This is a genomic window from Shinella sp. HZN7, from assembly GCF_001652565.1.
In the GTDB taxonomy this organism is placed as follows: Bacteria; Pseudomonadota; Alphaproteobacteria; order Rhizobiales; family Rhizobiaceae; genus Shinella; species Shinella granuli.
In genome coordinates, this window is record NZ_CP015740.1 from 143,504 (window position 1) to 160,394 (window position 16,891).

Sequence of the window (16,891 nt, forward strand, 5' to 3'; positions counted from 1 at the left end):
TCTCTCAATGCGCAAGGATCTGTCCGAGGAAGGTGCGGGCACGCTCGGATTTCGGGGCTGCGAAGAACTCGGCCGGGGTGGAGACCTCGACGATCTCGCCCTGGTCCATGAAGACGATGCGGTCGGCGACCGAGCGGGCAAAGCCCATCTCGTGCGTCACGCAGACCATCGTCATGCCCTCGCGGGCAAGGTCGGTCATCACGTCGAGCACTTCGGAGATCATCTCCGGGTCGAGCGCGGAGGTGGGTTCGTCGAAGAGCATCACCTCCGGGTTCATGCACAGCGCCCGGGCGATGGCGACGCGCTGCTGCTGGCCGCCCGAAAGCTGGGAGGGATATTTGCTCGCCTGGTCGGGGATGCGCACGCGGTTGAGGTATTTCATGGCGATCGCCTCGGCCTGCCCCGTCGCCATCTTGCGCACCAGCCGCGGCGCGAGCGTCAGGTTCTCCAGCACGGTCATGTGCGGGAAGAGGTTGAAGCTCTGGAACACCATGCCGACCTCGCGGCGGACGAGATCGATCTTCTTCTCGTCGTCGGTCAGCTCTTCCCCGCCCACGACGATGCGACCGCTGTCATGCTCTTCCAGTCGGTTGATGCAGCGAATCATGGTCGACTTCCCGGAGCCCGAGGGGCCGCAGACCACGACCTTCTCGCCCTTGGCGATCGTGAGATCGACATCCTTCAGCGCGTGATAGGTGCCGTAGAACTTGTTCATCTTTTCGAGGACAATGATATCGGCCATCAGGTCTTTCTCACATGGCGGTTCGCGTAGGTCTCGACCAGCGTGAAGCCGGTCTGGATGATCCAGACGAGCACGAGGTAGATGATCGTCGCGGCGATGAAGATCTCGTATGGGGCGAAGGTGTCGGCCACGATGGTGCGGGCAACGCCCGTCATTTCCATCAGCGTGACGGTGGAGGCGAGCGCCGTCGACTTCAGCATCGAGACGATCTCGTTGCTGTAGGCCGGAAGCGCCAGCCTGACGGCGAGGGGAGCAGTGATGCGGCTCGTGCGCTGGAACCTGCTGAGGCCGAGCGCCTTGCCCGCCTCGATGAGGCCCTTGTCGACGCCGAGCACGCCGCCGCGCAGGATTTCCGAGACATAGGCCGCCGTGTTGAGCGACAGCGCGATGACCGAGCACCAGTAGGGCTCGCGCAGGAGCGGCCAGAGTACGCTCTGCCTGATGAAGCCGAACTGCGGCAGGCCGTGATATATGACGAAGAGTTGCACGAGCAGCGGCGTGCCGCGGAAGAAGTAGATATAGGCCTTGGCCGGCCAGACCAGCCAGGCCCGGCGCGAGAGCCGCATCAGCAGGATGCCGACGGCAAGGATCAGCCCGAACAGGGTCGAGACGGCGAGCAGGTTGAGCGTCAGCCCGAGGCCTTGCAGGATCTTCGGAAGACTGACGGCGATCAGCGAGAGGTCGAAGCTCATCGGACACCTCTCAGGTGACGGTTGGCGCGCTGCTCCAGCCAGCCGACGGCAAACGTGATCACCGTCGTCATCGCAAGGTAGATCAGGGCGACGGTCATGTAGAGCAGGAAGGGGCGGTGGATCAGCGAGTTCGCCATCTTGGCGACGAAGAGGATCTCTTCCAGCCCGATGATGGAGACGAGCGCCGTATCCTTCATGATGGAGAGCATGTGATTGCCGAAATTCGGCAGGGCGAGCCGCCACATCTGCGGCAGGCGCACATAGCGGAAGATCTGGTGGCGCTTGAGGCTGAGCGCCCGCGCGGCCTCGATCTGCCCGCGGTCGACGCCGAGGAAGGCGCCGCGGAACGTCTCGGTCATATAGGCCCCGACAATCAGGCCGATCGCGATGGAGCCGGCCCAGAATGGCGGAAGATCGATGAATTTCACCGAGGGATCGAAGGCCTGCACGATCGAGGTGAGCGTGATGGCCATGCCGAAATAGAAGAGCAGCAGCACCAGGAGCTCCGGCGCGCCGCGGAACACCACCGTATAGGCCTGGGCGATGGCGCGCAGGATGCGGCTTTTGGAAAGCTTGGCCGAGGCGCCGAGCAGCCCGCAGGCGACGGCAATCACCAGGGCTACGGAAAAGACCTGCAACACCGTCATCAGGCCGAAGAAGAAGTCGTCCCACCAGCCGTCGAGAACCGACATGCCATACCTCCGTAATCTTCATGCGAGATCGGGCGCCGCGCCTGGCGCGACGCCCGGAGGTCATGCTTACTGGCCAACGCCCTTCCAGTTCGACGGATGGATGGAGAAGGGGAAGTATTGCAGGCTGTACTTTTCGAGCGAGCCGTCCTTGATCATCTCGTCCAGTGCCGTGTCGATCTTGGCGAGCAGCTCGTCATTGCCCTTGCGCAGGCCGACGCCCACGCCCGGACCGAAATACTCGACCTCGTCGATCGGCGGCGAGACGAATTCGAAGCCGGCGCCGTTCTCCTTGCTGAGGAAGTCGAGATAGGCCTTCATCGGGTTGGTGATGGCGATGTCGATGCGGCCGTTCTGCAGGTCGAGCAGCATCGGCTGGGCGCCGTCATAAAGGGAGATCTCGGCGCCCGGCAGCTTGGCTTCCACCCATTTCGCATAGGTCGAGGCGCGCTCCACGCCGAAGCGCAGGCCGTTGAAGGCATCCGGGATCGGCTTGCCGGCCTCGTCGAACAGCTTCAGGCTCGCTTCCTTCGAACCGAGGATGCGGCCGACGGAAACGCGGTAGGGGATCGAGAAGTCGATCTTCTGCTTGCGTTCCTCGGTGATCGACATGGAGGCGACGATGAGGTCGAACTTGTTGGCAAGCAGCGACGGGATCATGCCGTCCCATTCCTGGCAGACATAGTCGAGATCGACGCCGATACGCTCGGCGATGCCCTTGGCGACGTCGACGTCGTAACCCGCCATCTCGCCCTCCGGCGTGCGGTAGTTGAAGGGCGCATAGGTGCATTCCATGCCGACGCGCAACGTTTCGGCTTGGGCAGGCATGGCAACCGCCAAGCCGACGATTGCAGCAGACAACAGACCGGTCATGAATTTCATGGCATTCCCCTTCTTTGTTAGGTCAGTTCTTGCGACGGTCCTCACTCCGCCGATGGGGAACGATGCGCCGGGAGGAAGGGGGAGGAAATCCACCTAGGGGATGATGCCCGTCATCACCCTCGGGGAGGATGGAATGTGACGCGCGGTTGATCTAGCCCTGTCACATGCAGGCCAGAGGAGAGCCCCATGAAATATGTCCGCATGCCCATCGAGCTGGAATCGCCCGAACAGCTCGGCTACGACACGATCCGCTACAATCTCTCGGAAAGCTCCGTCGCCGACCGGCGCCTCGGCGAGCTGAACCTGAAGCTGGACGATATCCTCCTGTGCTATGGCGACCATCGCGGCGCGCCGGACCTGCGCGGCCTCATCGCCCGCACCGGTGAAGGCCTTTCGGCCGACGACGTGCTCGTGACCGCAGGCGCCGCGGGCGCGCTCTTCATCATCGCCACCTCCATGCTTCAGGCCGGCGACCACATCGTCGTTGTGCGCCCGAACTATGCGACGAACCTCGAAACGCCGCGCACCATCGGCGCGGACATGAGCATCGTCGACCTCACCTTCGAGACCGGCTACCGGCTCGACCTCGAGGCCATCGAAGCGGCAATCCGGCCCGAGACCAGATATGTCTCCGTCACCTATCCGCACAATCCGACCGGCGTGATGATCTGCGAGGACGAGATGAAGGCGCTGGTTGCACTGGTCGAGCGCAAGGGCACGTGCCTCCTCTTCGACGAGACCTATCGCGAGATGACCTCGGGGCCGATGCTGCCGGTCGCCGCAAGCCTGTCGGACCGGGTGATCAGTGTCTCCTCGCTCTCCAAGACCTACGGCATTCCCGGCATCCGCATCGGCTGGCTGATCACGCGCGATGCCGCGCTCATGGAAACCTTCCTTGCCGCCCGCGAGCAGATCGGCATTTCCGGCAGCACGGTGGATGAATACATCGCCTATGTCGCGCTCAGCCAGCGCGACGAATGGCTCGCCTTCAACAATGCCCGCATCGCCAGCGCCTTTGCCATCGTCAAGGACTGGATCGCTTCCGAACCGCTTGTCGAATGGATCGAGCCGTCGGGCGGCTGCGTCTGTTTCCCGCGCATCGTGCCTTCGGCCGATGTCGATCTCGCCGGCTTCCACGAAAGCCTCTACAGCCGTCACCAGGCCTATGTCGGCCGCGGCAGCTGGTTCGAGCAGGACGACCGGCATTTCCGCATCGGCTATGCCTGGCCGACCGAGGACGAGCTGCGCAAGGGCCTTGCCGTCATCTCCGCCGCGATCCGCGACAACCTGAAGGGTTGAAAGGAAAGGAGGGGGCGAGCCCGGTTCGTCCCCTCGCCTCACAGATTGAGGCTGCGCAGGAATGTCGAAAACAGCTCCTGCTGCGTGGACAGATTGAGCTTTGCGTAAAGCTTCTGCCGGTGGGTCTTCACCGTCGCGATCGAAATACCGAGGTGATAGCTGATCGACTCGCTGGAATGGCCCTTCAGGATGAGAAGGGCCACTTCCCGTTCCCGGGGGCTCAGGAGATCGCGGCCGAAATCGCTGAAAAGATGATCGATGGGGCGCGCCTGCGGGGTATTCTCGCTGCGCGAAAGATGCGCCCAGAGCCGGCGGAAGATCGCGGCGATCATCGGATGCGCCTCGCGCAACCGGGCGATCGAGGCCTCGTCGAAACCACCCTCGCTGCGGATGCGCGACAGGCTGATCTCCGCCATCTCCCCGCCCGGCAGGTCCATGGCGATCAGCAGCTCCTCCATGCCCTCCGGCCAGCCATGCGTGCGGTAGCCCAGCTCCTCGTCCTCGTGGCGACGGATGTCGAGGCCGCGGTAGAGATCGGAATCGAGATATTGGTCGGGCGCCAGATCGCGCATCAGGTAAATGCCGGCCGGCAGGCCGGCGAGATAAGCATTGTAGAAGGGATTGAGCAGGTAGGTGCCGGCAATGAAAAGCTGCACCGCTCGCTTGGCCCGTGGCCCGGAGAACGTGTCGAACACATAGCTCGGGCCGCCGTTCTTGCGATGAACCACCGACAATGCCACATGGAATCGCGCGACCGAACCGATGGCCGCCAGAAGCGCCGAAACGCTGTCGGGCTGGTCGTAGCGGTCGAGCGCATGCGCGAAAGGCGCGATCCAACTGGCGGCGACGGTTTCTGTCATGGGGCCATCTGCAAGATTCCCAAGGAAAACGGTTACTTCTACGCCTTACGACACCCCGTCCTAGGCGACAAGCTTGTCGATTGCCGCAAGCGTGCGCTCGATCTCCTCGGCGCAGTTGTAATGGGCGATGCCGATGCGGACCACCCCTTCCTCCTCGGAAAGGCCGAGATGACGGGCCGGCTCCAGCGCATAGTTGTGGCCGGACCAGACATTGATGTCCTCGGCCGCCAGCGCCTCGGCAAAGCGATGGGTCGAAACACGCTCATGCGTGAAGGAGATCGTCGGCACGCGATGGGCGAAGAGATTGGAATTGGCGATGCCGACCAGCCGGACGCCCGGCATGGCGGTCAGCCCGCCGATCAGCCGCCGCGTGAGACCGGCCTCATAGGCGTCGAAGGCCTGATAGGCGCCGGCCATCTTCTCGCGCCGCGTGCCGGTGTTGCCGGTCGCCTCGCCTGCCGAAGCCAGATAGTCGATCGTCGCCGTCAGGCCGGCCAGAAGTTCGGTCTGCGGCGTGCCGGTGCAGAAGCGGTCCGGAATGTCGTCGCTCTGGCAGCGCACGCGGTGCGGCGGCAGCGCGCGCAGCAGATCGCCGCGCCCCCACAGCACGCCGAGATGCGGGCCGAAGAACTTGTAGGACGAGCACACGAGGAAATCGCAGCCGATCGCCTGCACGTCGGGCAGGCGATGCGGCGCAAGCTGCACGGCGTCGATCCAGACGAGCGCGCCCGCCGCCCGCGCCATCGCCGTCAGCGCGGTAACGTCGTTGATGCTGCCGGTCATGTTGGAGGCGTAGTTGAGAGCGAGGAATTTCGTGCGCGGCGTCAGAAGGGCTGCAAGATCATCAGGCTCGATGCGCCAGCTTTCCCTGTTGAACGGCAGCCACTTCACCACGAGACCGTATTCCTCGGCCATCGCAAGCCAGGGCGAGACGTTGCCCTCATGGTCCATGCGGGTAACGATGATCTCGTCGCCCTGCGAAAAGGTCTTGCCGAGGACCCGGCCCATCTGGAAGGCCAGCGTCGTCATGTTCGGGCCGATGACGATCTCCTGCCAGGACCGGGCATTGACGAATTCCGCCGCCGCCTCATGCGCCAGGCGCCAGGTGGCATCCGCCCGCTGCGAGGCGGCAAATCGTCCGCCGAGATTGGACGAGGCCGTCGCCATCGCCTCCGCCACGGCCGCGATGACCGTTTGCGGAACCAGTGTTCCCGCCGGATTGTCGAGATAGGCCGTGCGGGAATTTTCCAGAGCAGGGAAGGAGGCGCGGATCAGGTCGATCGGATAGGCAGTCATGGGCGGCACCCTTTGCAGAACGCTGTGTTGTCGTCCCTGTGTGCCGTTTTCCGCCATGCCTCGCCATCCTCCTAGGAGATGATAGCCGAAGAGCACCGTCGTCTTGACGATGCGGCTGAGCGGAGGATTGCGGAAGACGGCACCATTCTCAGCCACCCGGCGAAGCGTATCAGCCGGCCTGTCTTGCGAGGCTGAAACCGTCGGCGTCGAAGAGGGAGGCGCGGATGGGGTCGATGGCGATCCCGACGGTTTCGCCGATGCGCACCGGCATGTCGGCTGGGGCGCTGACATTGACCAGGCCGAGGCGATCGTTGCGCACGAAGACGCTGGTGCTGCCGCCGAGATATTCGGCGACCTCCACGGTGCCGCGGCAATGGCCCGCCTCGGGTGAAACGAGCCGGAGATGTTCGGGGCGCGCGCCAAGCCGAGCCGGTGCACCGGAAAAGGCAAGTTCGATCCGGCCTTCGCCGGCAAGGTCGAGTGCACTTTCGCCGACGGGCGCGCAGTCCAGCACGTTCATCTTGGGGCTGCCGATGAATTGCGCAACGAAGAGATTGGCCGGTCGTTCGTAGAGCTCGTGCGGGCTGCCATGCTGCATGATGCGCCCTTCCTTCAGCACGACGATGCGGTCGGCAAGCGTCATTGCCTCCACCTGGTCGTGAGTGACATAGATCATGGTGGCGCCGAGCGAGCGGTGGAGCCTTGCAATCTCCAGCCGCATGTCGACGCGCAGCGCCGCATCCAGATTGGAGAGCGGTTCGTCGAAGAGGAAGGCTGTCGGCTGGCGCACGATGGCACGGCCGATGGCGACGCGCTGGCGCTGGCCGCCGGAGAGCTGCCTGGGATAGCGATCGAGGAGGGGCGTCAGCTTCAGCGCCTCGGCGGCCTCGTCGACCTTGGACTTGATGGCGGCGGCGGGCAGCTTGGCGAGCTTCAGGCCGAAGCCCATGTTCTGGCGCACCGTCATATGCGGATAAAGCGCATAGGACTGGAACACCATGGCCAGTTCGCGCTCGACCGGGGGAGCATTGGTCACATCCCGGCCGTCGATCAGGATCTTGCCCGACGTGGTCTCCTCGATGCCGGCGATCATGCGCAGCAGCGTGGACTTGCCGCATCCCGACGGCCCGACGATGACGACGAATTCCCCGTCGGCGATGGCAAGGTCGAGATCGCGCATGATCTCGACGCCGCCATAACGCTTTCCGGCCTTTTCCAGCACAATCGTACCCATTTGAACCTCCGGGAAACCCTGTTTCAGCCCTTGACCGCGCCGGCCGTCATGGAGCCGCTGATCTGGCGATACATGAGAAGGCCGAGCAGCATGGGCGGCAGTGCGCCCACAATCATGACGGCCGAGGCGACGCCCCATTGCACGCCGCCGCCGCTGGCGGCGAAGAAGAAGGAGGCGCCGACGGTGATCGGCACGGCCTTGGATGTCGTCAGCATCAGGCCGAAGAGGAATTCGTTCCAGGCGGTGATGAAGCCGAAGATCACGCCGGTGACGATGGCCGGCCGGCAGAGCGGGGCGATGACCCGCGCGAGGATCTGCGTGCGCGTCGCCCCGTCCATCAGTGCAGCCTCGTCGAGTTCGCTCGGCAGGTCGCGGATGGCGTTGACGAGGATGACGAGGGCGAGCGGCAGGTTGACGATGGCGAGGATGAGGCCGAGGCCGAGCCGCGTGTCGAGCAGCGACAGCCATTGGAACATCATGTAGAGCGGGATGGCGAAGATGACGAGCGGAACGGCGCGCAGATTGACGATGAGCGGCAAGAGCGTGCGTTCGCCGACCTTGCCGCGCGCGATCGCATAGGCGGCGGGCAGGGCGAGCGCCACCGCCAGCAGCGTGCCCAGCGCGGCGACGGCAAAGCTGTTGACGAGATAGAGGAAGATGTTCAGCCGGTCGGAGACGGTGAAGACCGCAGCGTAGTTCTCAAGCGTCGGAGCCTGGACCCAGAGGCCCGGATTGGTGGTCAGCTCGCGCGCGCTCTTGAAGGAGGTGGAGAGCGTCACGAGGATCGGGAAGTTCATCGCGATGGCCGCGAGGGCAAAGACGATCCAGCGCAGCATATTGATCATCGGGTGGCTCCCTTGCGGCGGGCGGCAATGGCGTTGAGGCCGTAGAGCACGGCGAACGAGGCGGCGAACAGGATGACGGAGGCGGCGACGGCCTTGCCGATGGCGCCCTGCTTGAAGAAGGCCTCATAGATATAGATGGACAGCGAGGCGGTGGAGCCGCCCGGGCCGCTGCCGGTCAGCACATAGACGTTGTCGAAGACGCGGAAGCCGTCGATGAAGCGGATGAGCAGCGCCACCACGATGGTCGGCGTCATCAGCGGCAGCTCGATGTACCACAGCCGGTGGTGGTAGCGCGCGCCGTCCATGGACGAGGCCTCGATGATCTCACGAGGGATCGCCTGGTAGGCCATGTAGAACAGTAGGAAGGCGAAGGGCGTCCACTGCAGCGTCTCGACGACGATCAGGGTCCAGAAGGCCGAACCGGGGCCGAGAAAGGAAAGGCTCGCGCCGAACCAGGCCCAGAGATAATAGGGCACGGGGCCGGCGAATTCGTGCAACACGAGCCGGTACATCAGGCCGACCAGTGCGGGCGCCACCATCAGCGGCAGCATGAGGATCGCCATCAGCCAGCTTCGCCTTTCGAGAAGCGGGGCAAGGAATATGGCAAGGAACAGGCCGAGCGCGCATTCGAGCACGGCTGTCAGCAGGCCGAAGCGGAAGGAGAACCAGCTTGCCCGCCAGAAGGCGGCATCGCTCCACACGGCTGCAAAATTGCCGAAGCCGGTGATTTCGGGGCTGCGCAACGTCTCGAAGCTGACCTCGGAGACCGAATAGACAAGGTTGACGATGGCCGGAAAGCCCAGGAAGACGAGCAGGAACACGACCAGCGGGATCGTCAGCAGGCGGAATTCGGACACGGGGCTGCGATGTGTCTTCGTTGTCATCGATCGATCCTGGTTCGGTCTTTTCGGGAACAGCGACAGCACGCCGGAGCCCGGCGACGGCGTCATCACCGTCGCCACGATGGGCCGATGGCGGCGATAGGGCCGCCATCGGCAAACACCTTACTTGAGCAGGTCGCTCATACCATTCTCGGTGTTCTTCAGGGCGTCGTCGATCGACTGCTGGCCCGACCAGTAGCCGGTGAATTCCTTGGCCTGAAGCTCGTAGACCGAAAGTGCCTTGGCCGACGTACCGCCATTCATGACGTAGCCGTACTTGCCGGCGAATTCCCCGAGCTTGACGAGGTCCGGCCGCTCGGCGGCAACCTCCGTGACGACGTCTGGCGTCAACGCCGGTGCGCCGCTGTTCCGGGCATAGACGAGTGCGGCTTCCTTTGAGGACAGCCACGAGATGAAGGCCTTCGCGCCCTCCTTGTTCGCGGCGTTCTTGTTGAGGCCGAAACCGAGGCCGTGAATGTGGGTGAAGCGACCTTCGGGGCCGGCCGGCGGGGCGATGGCCTCCGTGACCTCGCCGACGGCCGGCGACTTGTCCTTCGACATCAGCTCGGAGGCGGCCGCATTCCACTGCACCATGGCGGCGACCTGGCCGGAGGCATAGGCCGCGTTCGCTTCGGCATATTCATAGGACAGCGAGTCGCGTGGGCTCGCGCCGGCGTCGTAGAGCATCTTGTAGGTTTCGAGACCCTTGCGATAGGCCTCCGAATCCACGGTGATCTTGCCGGCATCGTCCATCCAGTTGGCCCCATAGGCGCGCGGCAGCGACTGGAACACCATCATGTTGAAGAGGAGGTTCTTCAGTTGCAGCACGGTGCCGTAGCGGGTCGGGCTGTCGGGGTTCACGGCCTGCGTGAAGTAGAGCGCGGTCGCGGCATAGTCGTCCCACGTCCATTCGTCGGGGGTCTTCGGCTCCAGCTTCTTGCCGAGATGCTTTTCAGAGATCTCGGCGAACCTTGCCTTGGCGGCATCGTCCTTCAGCAGCGCCTCGATCAGATCCTTGCGGTAATACATGAAGTGCAGCGAAAGGTCGGTCGGCACGCCGAACTGCTCGCCCTCGTACTGCATGGTGGTGAGGACCTGGTCGCCATAGACGGACTTGGCCTCGTCTGACAGCGTGACAGGTTCCATGAACGGCGCGTAGCGGCCGATGGAATAGGTGGCCAGCAGGTTCACGTCGAAAGCCGTGGAGCCCGCGGCAAGGTCGGCCTGCAGCTTGTCCCAGAAGCCGTCGCGGTTGAAGAACAGCAGTTCGACCTTGTTGTCGTCGCTCACATCCGCCTTGGCATTGTAGGTATCGGCGGCGGCGCGCAGCGCGGCCTCCTCCGGGCCTCCCGGCCAACCGAGCACGGTCACTTTCGCAAAGGCGGGGCCGGCCAGCAGGCTGGCGATCGCGGCGGCGATCAGGCCGCCCTTCTTCATTCTGGCAAAAGTCATGGTCTGGTTCTCCCTCAGGTTAATTCTGACGTCTTGCGAGATCCGCGATCCCCACGACGCCGGCCTTTTCGGCGAGTGCGGCGGGGTGAAGCTGCGGGGTGAGCCGCGGCGGCAGGCCTCCCAGGGCCTGACGGACGGATTCGAGATAGCCAGACGCAAGGCCGATGCCGCCGCCGATGACGATGCGGGCCGGATCGAGCGCGAGCTGGATGTTGCCGCACAGAAGCGCGGTCTGGCGCGCCGAGGCCTGGATGATGGCCTGCGCCCAGCCGTGACCGGCGGCAGCCGCGTCGAAGACATCGCGCGCGGTGGCGCCCGGCCGGTGCGGTGAGGCCTCGCTGGCGATCCAGTGGCCGGAAACCTTGTCTTCCAGCGCGCGGCCTTTCTCGCCGAGGCTGCGGAACTGACCGAAATGGCCGGCGAGGCCGCCGAGCAGGCGGCCGTTGACGACGATACCGCCGCCGATGCCCGTGGAGACGGTGAGAAAGACGAGATCATGGCCCTGGCCGGCGCCGAAGACATATTCGCCCCAGGCGGCGGCCTGCGCATCATTGGCCGCCAGTACCCGATCGACACCGGAAAGCCGCGCGACCAAGGCCACGAGCGGAAAGCGATCCGGGATATCGAGGGTTCGGCGGTTGAGCGGCGACCAACAGCCCTCGTCGATGATGCCGGTGACGGCGACGCCCGCGGTGTCATAGCGACCCTTCCAGCCGGCAATCGCCGCAAAGAGCGCGGCAAGCCAGGCCTCGGGATCGCCCCCGCGCGGGGTCGGCATGGTGTGCGCCTCGATCAGCCTGTCGTCGCGCACCAGCGCCGCGAGCATCTTGGTGCCGCCGATGTCGAGAGCAAGAATGGTGTCGGGGCGGGCCATGGCCTCAGGCTCCCTGTCCGGCAAGGGCCATGTCGAGCGCCGAGCGGAACCAGGAGGTGACATATTCGGGCCGCGTGATGGCGGAGCCGACGACGACCATGGAGGCCCCGGCAAGCAGCGCCTGCTGGGCCTGCGCCGGCGTGCGGATGTTGCCTTCCGCAACGACATGCGGCGTCAGGCGGCGCATGGCAGCGACGAGGCCGAGATCGGGTTCGGTGGGCTCGACCGGACCGGTATAGCCGGCGAGCGTGGAGCCGACCACATCTGCGCCTTCAGAAAGCGCCCGTTCGGCATCCGAGAGGATGGAGCAGTCGGCCATGGCAATGCGGCCGTGGCCGTGGATGCGCTCGACAAGCGTGCGGGTCGGCACAGGCCGCAGGCGCTGCGTCGCGTCATAGGCGATGATATCGGCGCCGGCCTGTGCCAGCGCGTCGACATCCTCGATCCAGGGTGTGATGCGCACGGGACTGTCGTCGAAATCGCGTTTCACGAGGCCGATGATCGGCCTGTCGGTTGCGGCGCGAACGGCGGCGACGTAGTCCGCCGATTCGATGCGCAGGGCGGCTGCGCCACCGTCGAGCGCAGCCAGGGCGAAGCCGACGACCATATCGGCCCTGTCCATGGCGCCGCCCTTCACGGGCTGGCAGGATACGATCAGACCCTTGTCGAGGGATTTGAAGTCAAGCGGCACCGGCTATCTCCTGTCGTTGGCAGGATGGTAGCAAAACAAGACCAGATGGCAACAGGATTTAAACTGGTATTATCGCATCAGCTCGATGACGAAATCATACACATCGCCGCGATATTTGGTCTGCGTGAACTCGACGATCTGCCCGTCGGCAAGGAAACAGCGGCGCTCCATGATGAGCAGCGAGGCATCGTCGGGGGCGTCGAGAAGCCGCCGTTCTTCCTCGGTGCCGGGCTTGGCCTGCATGCGCTGCAGCGCCCTCACCGGCAATGCACCGTTTCTTTCGAGATAGTCGTAGAGCGAGTCCCCGACAGCCTGCGGCTCGGGTACGAAGCGGGCGGGCAGCGTCGCCATCTCGATGGCGATCGGCACGCCATCAGCCGTCCGCAGCCGGCGGAGCCGCACGACCTTTTCGCTGCCGGAAATGCCAAGAGCCATCATTTCGCTTGGAGAAGGCCTTGAAATCTCCCGCGAAATCCAGGTGCAACCAGGCTCCAGCCCGCGTGAACGCATGTCCTCGGAAAAGCTGGTCATTGTGGCCAGGGATTTCTCCAGCCGGGAGGAAACAACCGTCTTGGCGCCTTGCCGTCGGTCGAGGAACCCGTCCGAGACGAGGCCATCGATGGCCTTGCGCACGGTGACACGCGAAAGGCCGAGCACCTGGCTCAACACCCGCTCGCTCGGGATGACGCCGCCGCGTTTGACATGCGCGGTGGCAATCGCCTGTTTCAGGGCATTTTCCAACTGTCGGTAAAGGGGATCGCTGCTTGTTGCGGAAAGCTCCGCGGCGAGGAAGTCGAGGATCGGTCGATCGGTCACGGAAAGCATACTCCTTGCGGCGAATCCCCGTCAAAATATTTCTCTGATGTTAAACTGGTATTGGCTTTGCGCAATGGATTTCGCTTTGCGCACAGCGCGGCGCTGCGCTGGCCATCGTGACCGATGCCGTTTGCGCTTCGCCGGGAGACATATTTGGCGTATCTCCGGGTGAGCCACCTATTGGCAATTTCGATATCCAATTGACAGATATCCTACAAGTGAATAAACGTAGGCCGCTGTCTTTTCGGAGTCAAAAGGCAACCGGAGACGAAGATGAACGTGAAGTCGATCAAGCCCCTGAAGCGAGCCCCGCTCCTGCATGTCTCTGTGCAGGAAAGCCTGCGCAGCTATATCGAGGACAACCATCTCGATGCGGGCGCGCCCCTGCCGCCCGAAGGCGAGCTTGCCACCCAGCTTGGGGTGAGCCGAAATTCGGTGCGCGAGGGCATCAAGGCCCTGGAATCCGTCGGGGTGCTGGAATCGCGCCGTGGCATCGGCGTCTTCGTCAAGGCGTTCTCCTTCGAACCCTTGCTGGAAAACCTTGCCTATGGCCTCGGCGGCGCGCTGAAGCAGATCGAGGAGGTCATCATCATCCGCCGCACGCTGGAGGTCGGCCTGATCGAGCGGACGCTGGAGGTCATCGACGCCGACGATATCCGCGAACTGCGCGAGACCGTCGAGCGGATGCGGATCCGGGCGGAGCGCGGCGAGAGCTTTCCCGAAGAGGACCGGCATTTCCACCAATTGCTCTTCCGTTGCCAGAAGAACGAAGTTCTGCTCCGGCTGATCGAGGTGTTCTGGCTGGCCTTCTACAAGGCATCCGACTTCGTCAACCTCAACAATACGGACCCCATGCAGACCTGGCGCGACCACGCCGCCATCGTCGATGCCGTGGAGGCGCGCGACCTCGCCGCCGCCCGGGACCGGCTCGACAAGCACTATGCCGGCATCACCCGCGTGATCGCCGACAACAAGACCACCGTTTCATCAGGGAGGATGACATGAATCTGAAGACCACACTCTCGGCACTTGCCCTTTCGGCGGCATTGCTCGGCGCCTTGCCTCTGGCATCGGGCAATGGCAATGCCCTCGCCCAGGGCGGCACCATCTCGGGCGGCTTCGATGTCGGTCCGGGGGCTTCCAGGGCAATTTCAATCCGCTGGCGGCGACGAGCGGCTTTACCTGGCTCGTCACCTATTTCGAGCCTCTGGTCATCTACGACGACAAGCTGGCGAAAATCGTCGGCGCGCTGGCCGACACCTACGAGGTCAGCGCCGACCAGAAGACCTACACCTTCAAGCTTGCCGAGACCAAATGGCATGACGGCCAGCCGTTCACCGCAAAGGACGTCCGCTTCACGCTGGAGCTTGCCCGCAACGAGAAGGCAGGCTCGGTCTTCGCCGCACGCCTCGGCGTGGTCCAGTCCGTCGAGGCGCCGGATGACCGCACGGTCGTGATCACCCTGTCGGCGCCGTCGCCGAGCATGCTCGACACGCTGACCAAGGTGATGATGCTGCCGGAACACGCCCTCGCAGCGATCCCGGCCGAGCAGATCGCAAAACATGCCTGGTGGTCCAGCTCGCCGATCGGCACCGGCCCGTTCAAGTTCACCAAATACGTCGCCGACCAATATGTCGAACTTGCCGCCAATCCCGACTACCGCGGCGGCAAGCCGGCGGCCGACAAGCTGATCAACCGCTATTTCGCCGATCCGGCCGCCGCCATCGCGGCCCTGAGGTCCGGCGAGATCCAGTTCACCTATGTCGATTCCAACGATGTCTCGACCTTCAGCAGCGACATCAATTTCAAGGTGATCGAGGGCGATTCCTACGTCGTCAACTATGTCGGCTTCAATCAGGAAGTGCCGCTCTGGCAGGACCTGCGTATCCGGCAGGCCTTCATGTATGCGATCAACCGCGACGCCATCATCCAGAGCCTCTATGGCGGGGCGGCCAAGCCGGCCAACTGCGTCTACGTCGCCGACCAGCTCGTGCCGCAGGGCATCGAGAACTACGGCTACGACCCGGAAAAGGCCAAGCAGCTTCTCGCCGAGGCGGGCTGGGACAAGATCAACGGCGACAAGCCGATCACGATCCTGACCTATTACACCTCGCCACTGGCGACCAACGTGCTCGCCGCCATGCAGGCCATGCTCGCACAGGTCGGCATCAACATCGTGCCGCGCGCCGTCGACACGCCGACCTACAACTCGATCGTCTACCAGCAGTCGGGCAATGCCGGCGACTACCCGCTGATCTATGCCGGCCTGCAGAACGGCCCGGATGCCTCGAACATCAATATCGGCCTCAACGAGAAGCAGATCCCGCCGGCCGGCGCCAACATCCTGCGCATCCGCATGGCGGCGGTGACGGACGCGCTGGACGCCGCCCTGGCAGAAACGGATGCCGCCAGGAGCGATGCCCGCTACCAGGACGTCTGCAAGGCGACCAATGCCGAACTGCCCTGGGCGACGATGTGGGTCGCCAACCGCTACGGCGTCGCCTCGGCGAAGCTCAAGGACTTCGTGTGGACCCCTGCGCCGGCCGGCGGCCCGTACCAGGCCCATGTCGAAAAGTGGTCGATCGCCGAATAGGCGCAGACAAGAGGGCGCGGGCTGCCCCGCGCCCCTTTCCGCAGGCCATCCCTGGCCAGCCACTCGATCAGGTGTTGAACCCGCATGCTACGCTACTGTCTCCATCGCCTGCTCGTCGGGCTCGCCATGCTGCTTGCGCTGACGGTGCTGATCTTCACGCTGCTGCAGCTGACGCCGGGTGATCCGATCGATGCCTATATCGATCCCAACGTCGCCATGACGAAGGAGGCGATGGACGCGCTGCGGGCGCGGCTCGGCCTCGACCAGCCGCTGCCCGTGCAGTATCTCGCCTGGCTGTCGCAGGCCGCGCAGGGCAATCTCGGTCATTCGCTGCAGCGCTTCAACGAGACGGTGTCCGGCCTCATCCTCTCGCGCATCGGCCCCACCCTCCTGCTGATGGGCGCCGGCCTCTCGATTGCCATCGTGATCGGCATTGCCAGCGGTATCCTCAGTGCGGTGCGCCGCAACACCGTGCCCGATTACTCGCTTTCGGTTCTGGCGCTGCTCGGCATTTCCAGCCCGGCCTTCCTCACCGCCCTGCTCGGCCTTTACGTCTTTTCCGTCCGGCTGAAATGGACGCCGTCGGGCGGCATGCTCACCCCGGCGACCGACTTCTCGGTGGGCGATCTCCTGCACCACCTCATCCTGCCGGCGACCGTGCTGTCCATCGGCCATGCGGCGCTGATCATGCGCTACATGCGCGCCTCGATGCTCGAAGTGCTGAACCAAGACTATGTCCGCACGGCGCGCGCCAAGGGCGTCCGGGAATTCTGGGTCGTCACCAAGCATGCCCTGCGCAACGCGCTCCTGCCCGTCGTCACGCTGATCGGCTCGACCATAGGCCTTGCCGTCGGCGGCGCCATCTTCGTCGAAAGCGTCTTCAACTGGCCGGGCATGGGTCTGCTTCTGATCAGCGCGGTGGAGACGCGCGACTATCCGGTCATCATGGGGGCCACCCTCGTCATCGGCGCTTGCGTCATCGTCGTCAACATCCTGACCGACCTCGCCTATGCGGTCATCGACCCGCGCATCAAGGTAGCCTGAG

16 protein-coding genes and 1 pseudogene are annotated in these 16,891 nt (G+C 64.2%); 4 read left to right on the forward strand and 13 right to left on the reverse strand.

Annotated elements, in window-relative coordinates; genetic code table 11:
- Positions 1 to 4 precede the first annotated feature (4 nt).
- The 4 genes from shn_RS29790 to shn_RS29805 form a co-directional block, all read right to left on the reverse strand.
- A complete protein-coding gene (locus shn_RS29790; RefSeq protein WP_064334164.1) occupies positions 5 to 742 on the reverse strand; it encodes an amino acid ABC transporter ATP-binding protein in 738 nt (245 codons plus the stop codon).
- Positions 742 to 1,434, reverse strand: coding sequence for an ABC transporter permease (locus shn_RS29795; RefSeq protein WP_064334165.1), 693 nt, complete (start codon positions 1,432 to 1,434; stop codon positions 742 to 744). The genes shn_RS29790 and shn_RS29795 overlap by 1 nt, the downstream gene beginning before the upstream one ends.
- A complete protein-coding gene (locus shn_RS29800) occupies positions 1,431 to 2,126 on the reverse strand; it encodes an ABC transporter permease (RefSeq protein WP_064334166.1) in 696 nt (231 codons plus the stop codon). Before shn_RS29800 ends, shn_RS29795 begins: the two co-directional genes overlap by 4 nt.
- 66 nt (positions 2,127 to 2,192) lie before the next feature.
- Positions 2,193 to 3,005 carry a transporter substrate-binding domain-containing protein gene (locus tag shn_RS29805; protein WP_064334167.1) on the reverse strand — a complete coding sequence of 271 codons (813 nt, stop codon included), beginning with the start codon at positions 3,003 to 3,005 and terminating at the stop codon, positions 2,193 to 2,195.
- A 186-nt stretch (positions 3,006 to 3,191) separates the two neighbouring features.
- On the opposite strand from shn_RS29805, the gene shn_RS29810 reads away from it, so the two are divergent.
- Positions 3,192 to 4,304 (forward strand): aminotransferase class I/II-fold pyridoxal phosphate-dependent enzyme, encoded by a 1,113-nt coding sequence (locus shn_RS29810; RefSeq protein WP_064334168.1) that lies wholly within the window; start codon positions 3,192 to 3,194, stop codon positions 4,302 to 4,304.
- Positions 4,305 to 4,342: 38 nt separating this feature from the next.
- Here the strand turns inward: shn_RS29810 and shn_RS29815 are convergent, their stop codons facing one another.
- The 9 genes from shn_RS29815 to shn_RS29855 form a co-directional block, all read right to left on the reverse strand.
- Positions 4,343 to 5,164: a helix-turn-helix transcriptional regulator gene (locus shn_RS29815; protein ID WP_064334169.1), complete on the reverse strand. Its 822-nt coding sequence runs from the start codon at positions 5,162 to 5,164 to the stop codon at positions 4,343 to 4,345.
- A 60-nt stretch (positions 5,165 to 5,224) separates the two neighbouring features.
- Positions 5,225 to 6,460, reverse strand: coding sequence for a cysteine desulfurase-like protein (locus tag shn_RS29820; RefSeq protein WP_064334170.1), 1,236 nt, complete (start codon positions 6,458 to 6,460; stop codon positions 5,225 to 5,227).
- A 169-nt stretch (positions 6,461 to 6,629) separates the two neighbouring features.
- On the reverse strand, positions 6,630 to 7,694 hold the full coding sequence (locus shn_RS29825) for an ABC transporter ATP-binding protein (RefSeq protein WP_064334171.1): 1,065 nt from the start codon (positions 7,692 to 7,694) through the stop codon (positions 6,630 to 6,632).
- A gap of 23 nt (positions 7,695 to 7,717) precedes the next feature.
- On the reverse strand, positions 7,718 to 8,539 hold the full coding sequence (locus tag shn_RS29830) for a carbohydrate ABC transporter permease (protein WP_064334172.1): 822 nt from the start codon (positions 8,537 to 8,539) through the stop codon (positions 7,718 to 7,720).
- On the reverse strand, positions 8,536 to 9,423 hold the full coding sequence (locus tag shn_RS29835) for a carbohydrate ABC transporter permease (RefSeq protein WP_064334231.1): 888 nt from the start codon (positions 9,421 to 9,423) through the stop codon (positions 8,536 to 8,538). Before shn_RS29835 ends, shn_RS29830 begins: the two co-directional genes overlap by 4 nt.
- A gap of 120 nt (positions 9,424 to 9,543) precedes the next feature.
- Positions 9,544 to 10,872, reverse strand: a complete 1,329-nt coding sequence (locus shn_RS29840; RefSeq protein ID WP_064334173.1) for an extracellular solute-binding protein — start codon at positions 10,870 to 10,872, stop codon at positions 9,544 to 9,546.
- Between the two features lie 19 nt (positions 10,873 to 10,891).
- Positions 10,892 to 11,746: an ROK family protein gene (locus shn_RS29845; RefSeq protein ID WP_064334174.1), complete on the reverse strand. Its 855-nt coding sequence runs from the start codon at positions 11,744 to 11,746 to the stop codon at positions 10,892 to 10,894.
- A 4-nt stretch (positions 11,747 to 11,750) separates the two neighbouring features.
- On the reverse strand, positions 11,751 to 12,437 hold the full coding sequence (locus shn_RS29850) for an N-acetylmannosamine-6-phosphate 2-epimerase (protein ID WP_064334175.1): 687 nt from the start codon (positions 12,435 to 12,437) through the stop codon (positions 11,751 to 11,753).
- A 69-nt stretch (positions 12,438 to 12,506) separates the two neighbouring features.
- A complete protein-coding gene (locus shn_RS29855; protein ID WP_064334176.1) occupies positions 12,507 to 13,262 on the reverse strand; it encodes a GntR family transcriptional regulator in 756 nt (251 codons plus the stop codon).
- A gap of 264 nt (positions 13,263 to 13,526) precedes the next feature.
- Here shn_RS29855 and shn_RS29860 point away from each other — a divergent pair, with 264 nt between their 5' ends.
- The 3 genes and pseudogenes from shn_RS29860 (at position 13,527) to shn_RS29870 (ending at position 16,890) form a co-directional block, all read left to right on the forward strand.
- Positions 13,527 to 14,258 (forward strand): FadR/GntR family transcriptional regulator, encoded by a 732-nt coding sequence (locus shn_RS29860; protein WP_064334177.1) that lies wholly within the window; start codon positions 13,527 to 13,529, stop codon positions 14,256 to 14,258.
- Positions 14,255 to 15,846, forward strand: a pseudogene (locus tag shn_RS29865) (ABC transporter substrate-binding protein). Before shn_RS29860 ends, shn_RS29865 begins: the two are co-directional and overlap by 4 nt.
- 84 nt (positions 15,847 to 15,930) lie before the next feature.
- Positions 15,931 to 16,890, forward strand: a complete 960-nt coding sequence (locus shn_RS29870) for an ABC transporter permease (protein ID WP_064334178.1) — start codon at positions 15,931 to 15,933, stop codon at positions 16,888 to 16,890.
- Position 16,891 lies beyond the last annotated feature (1 nt).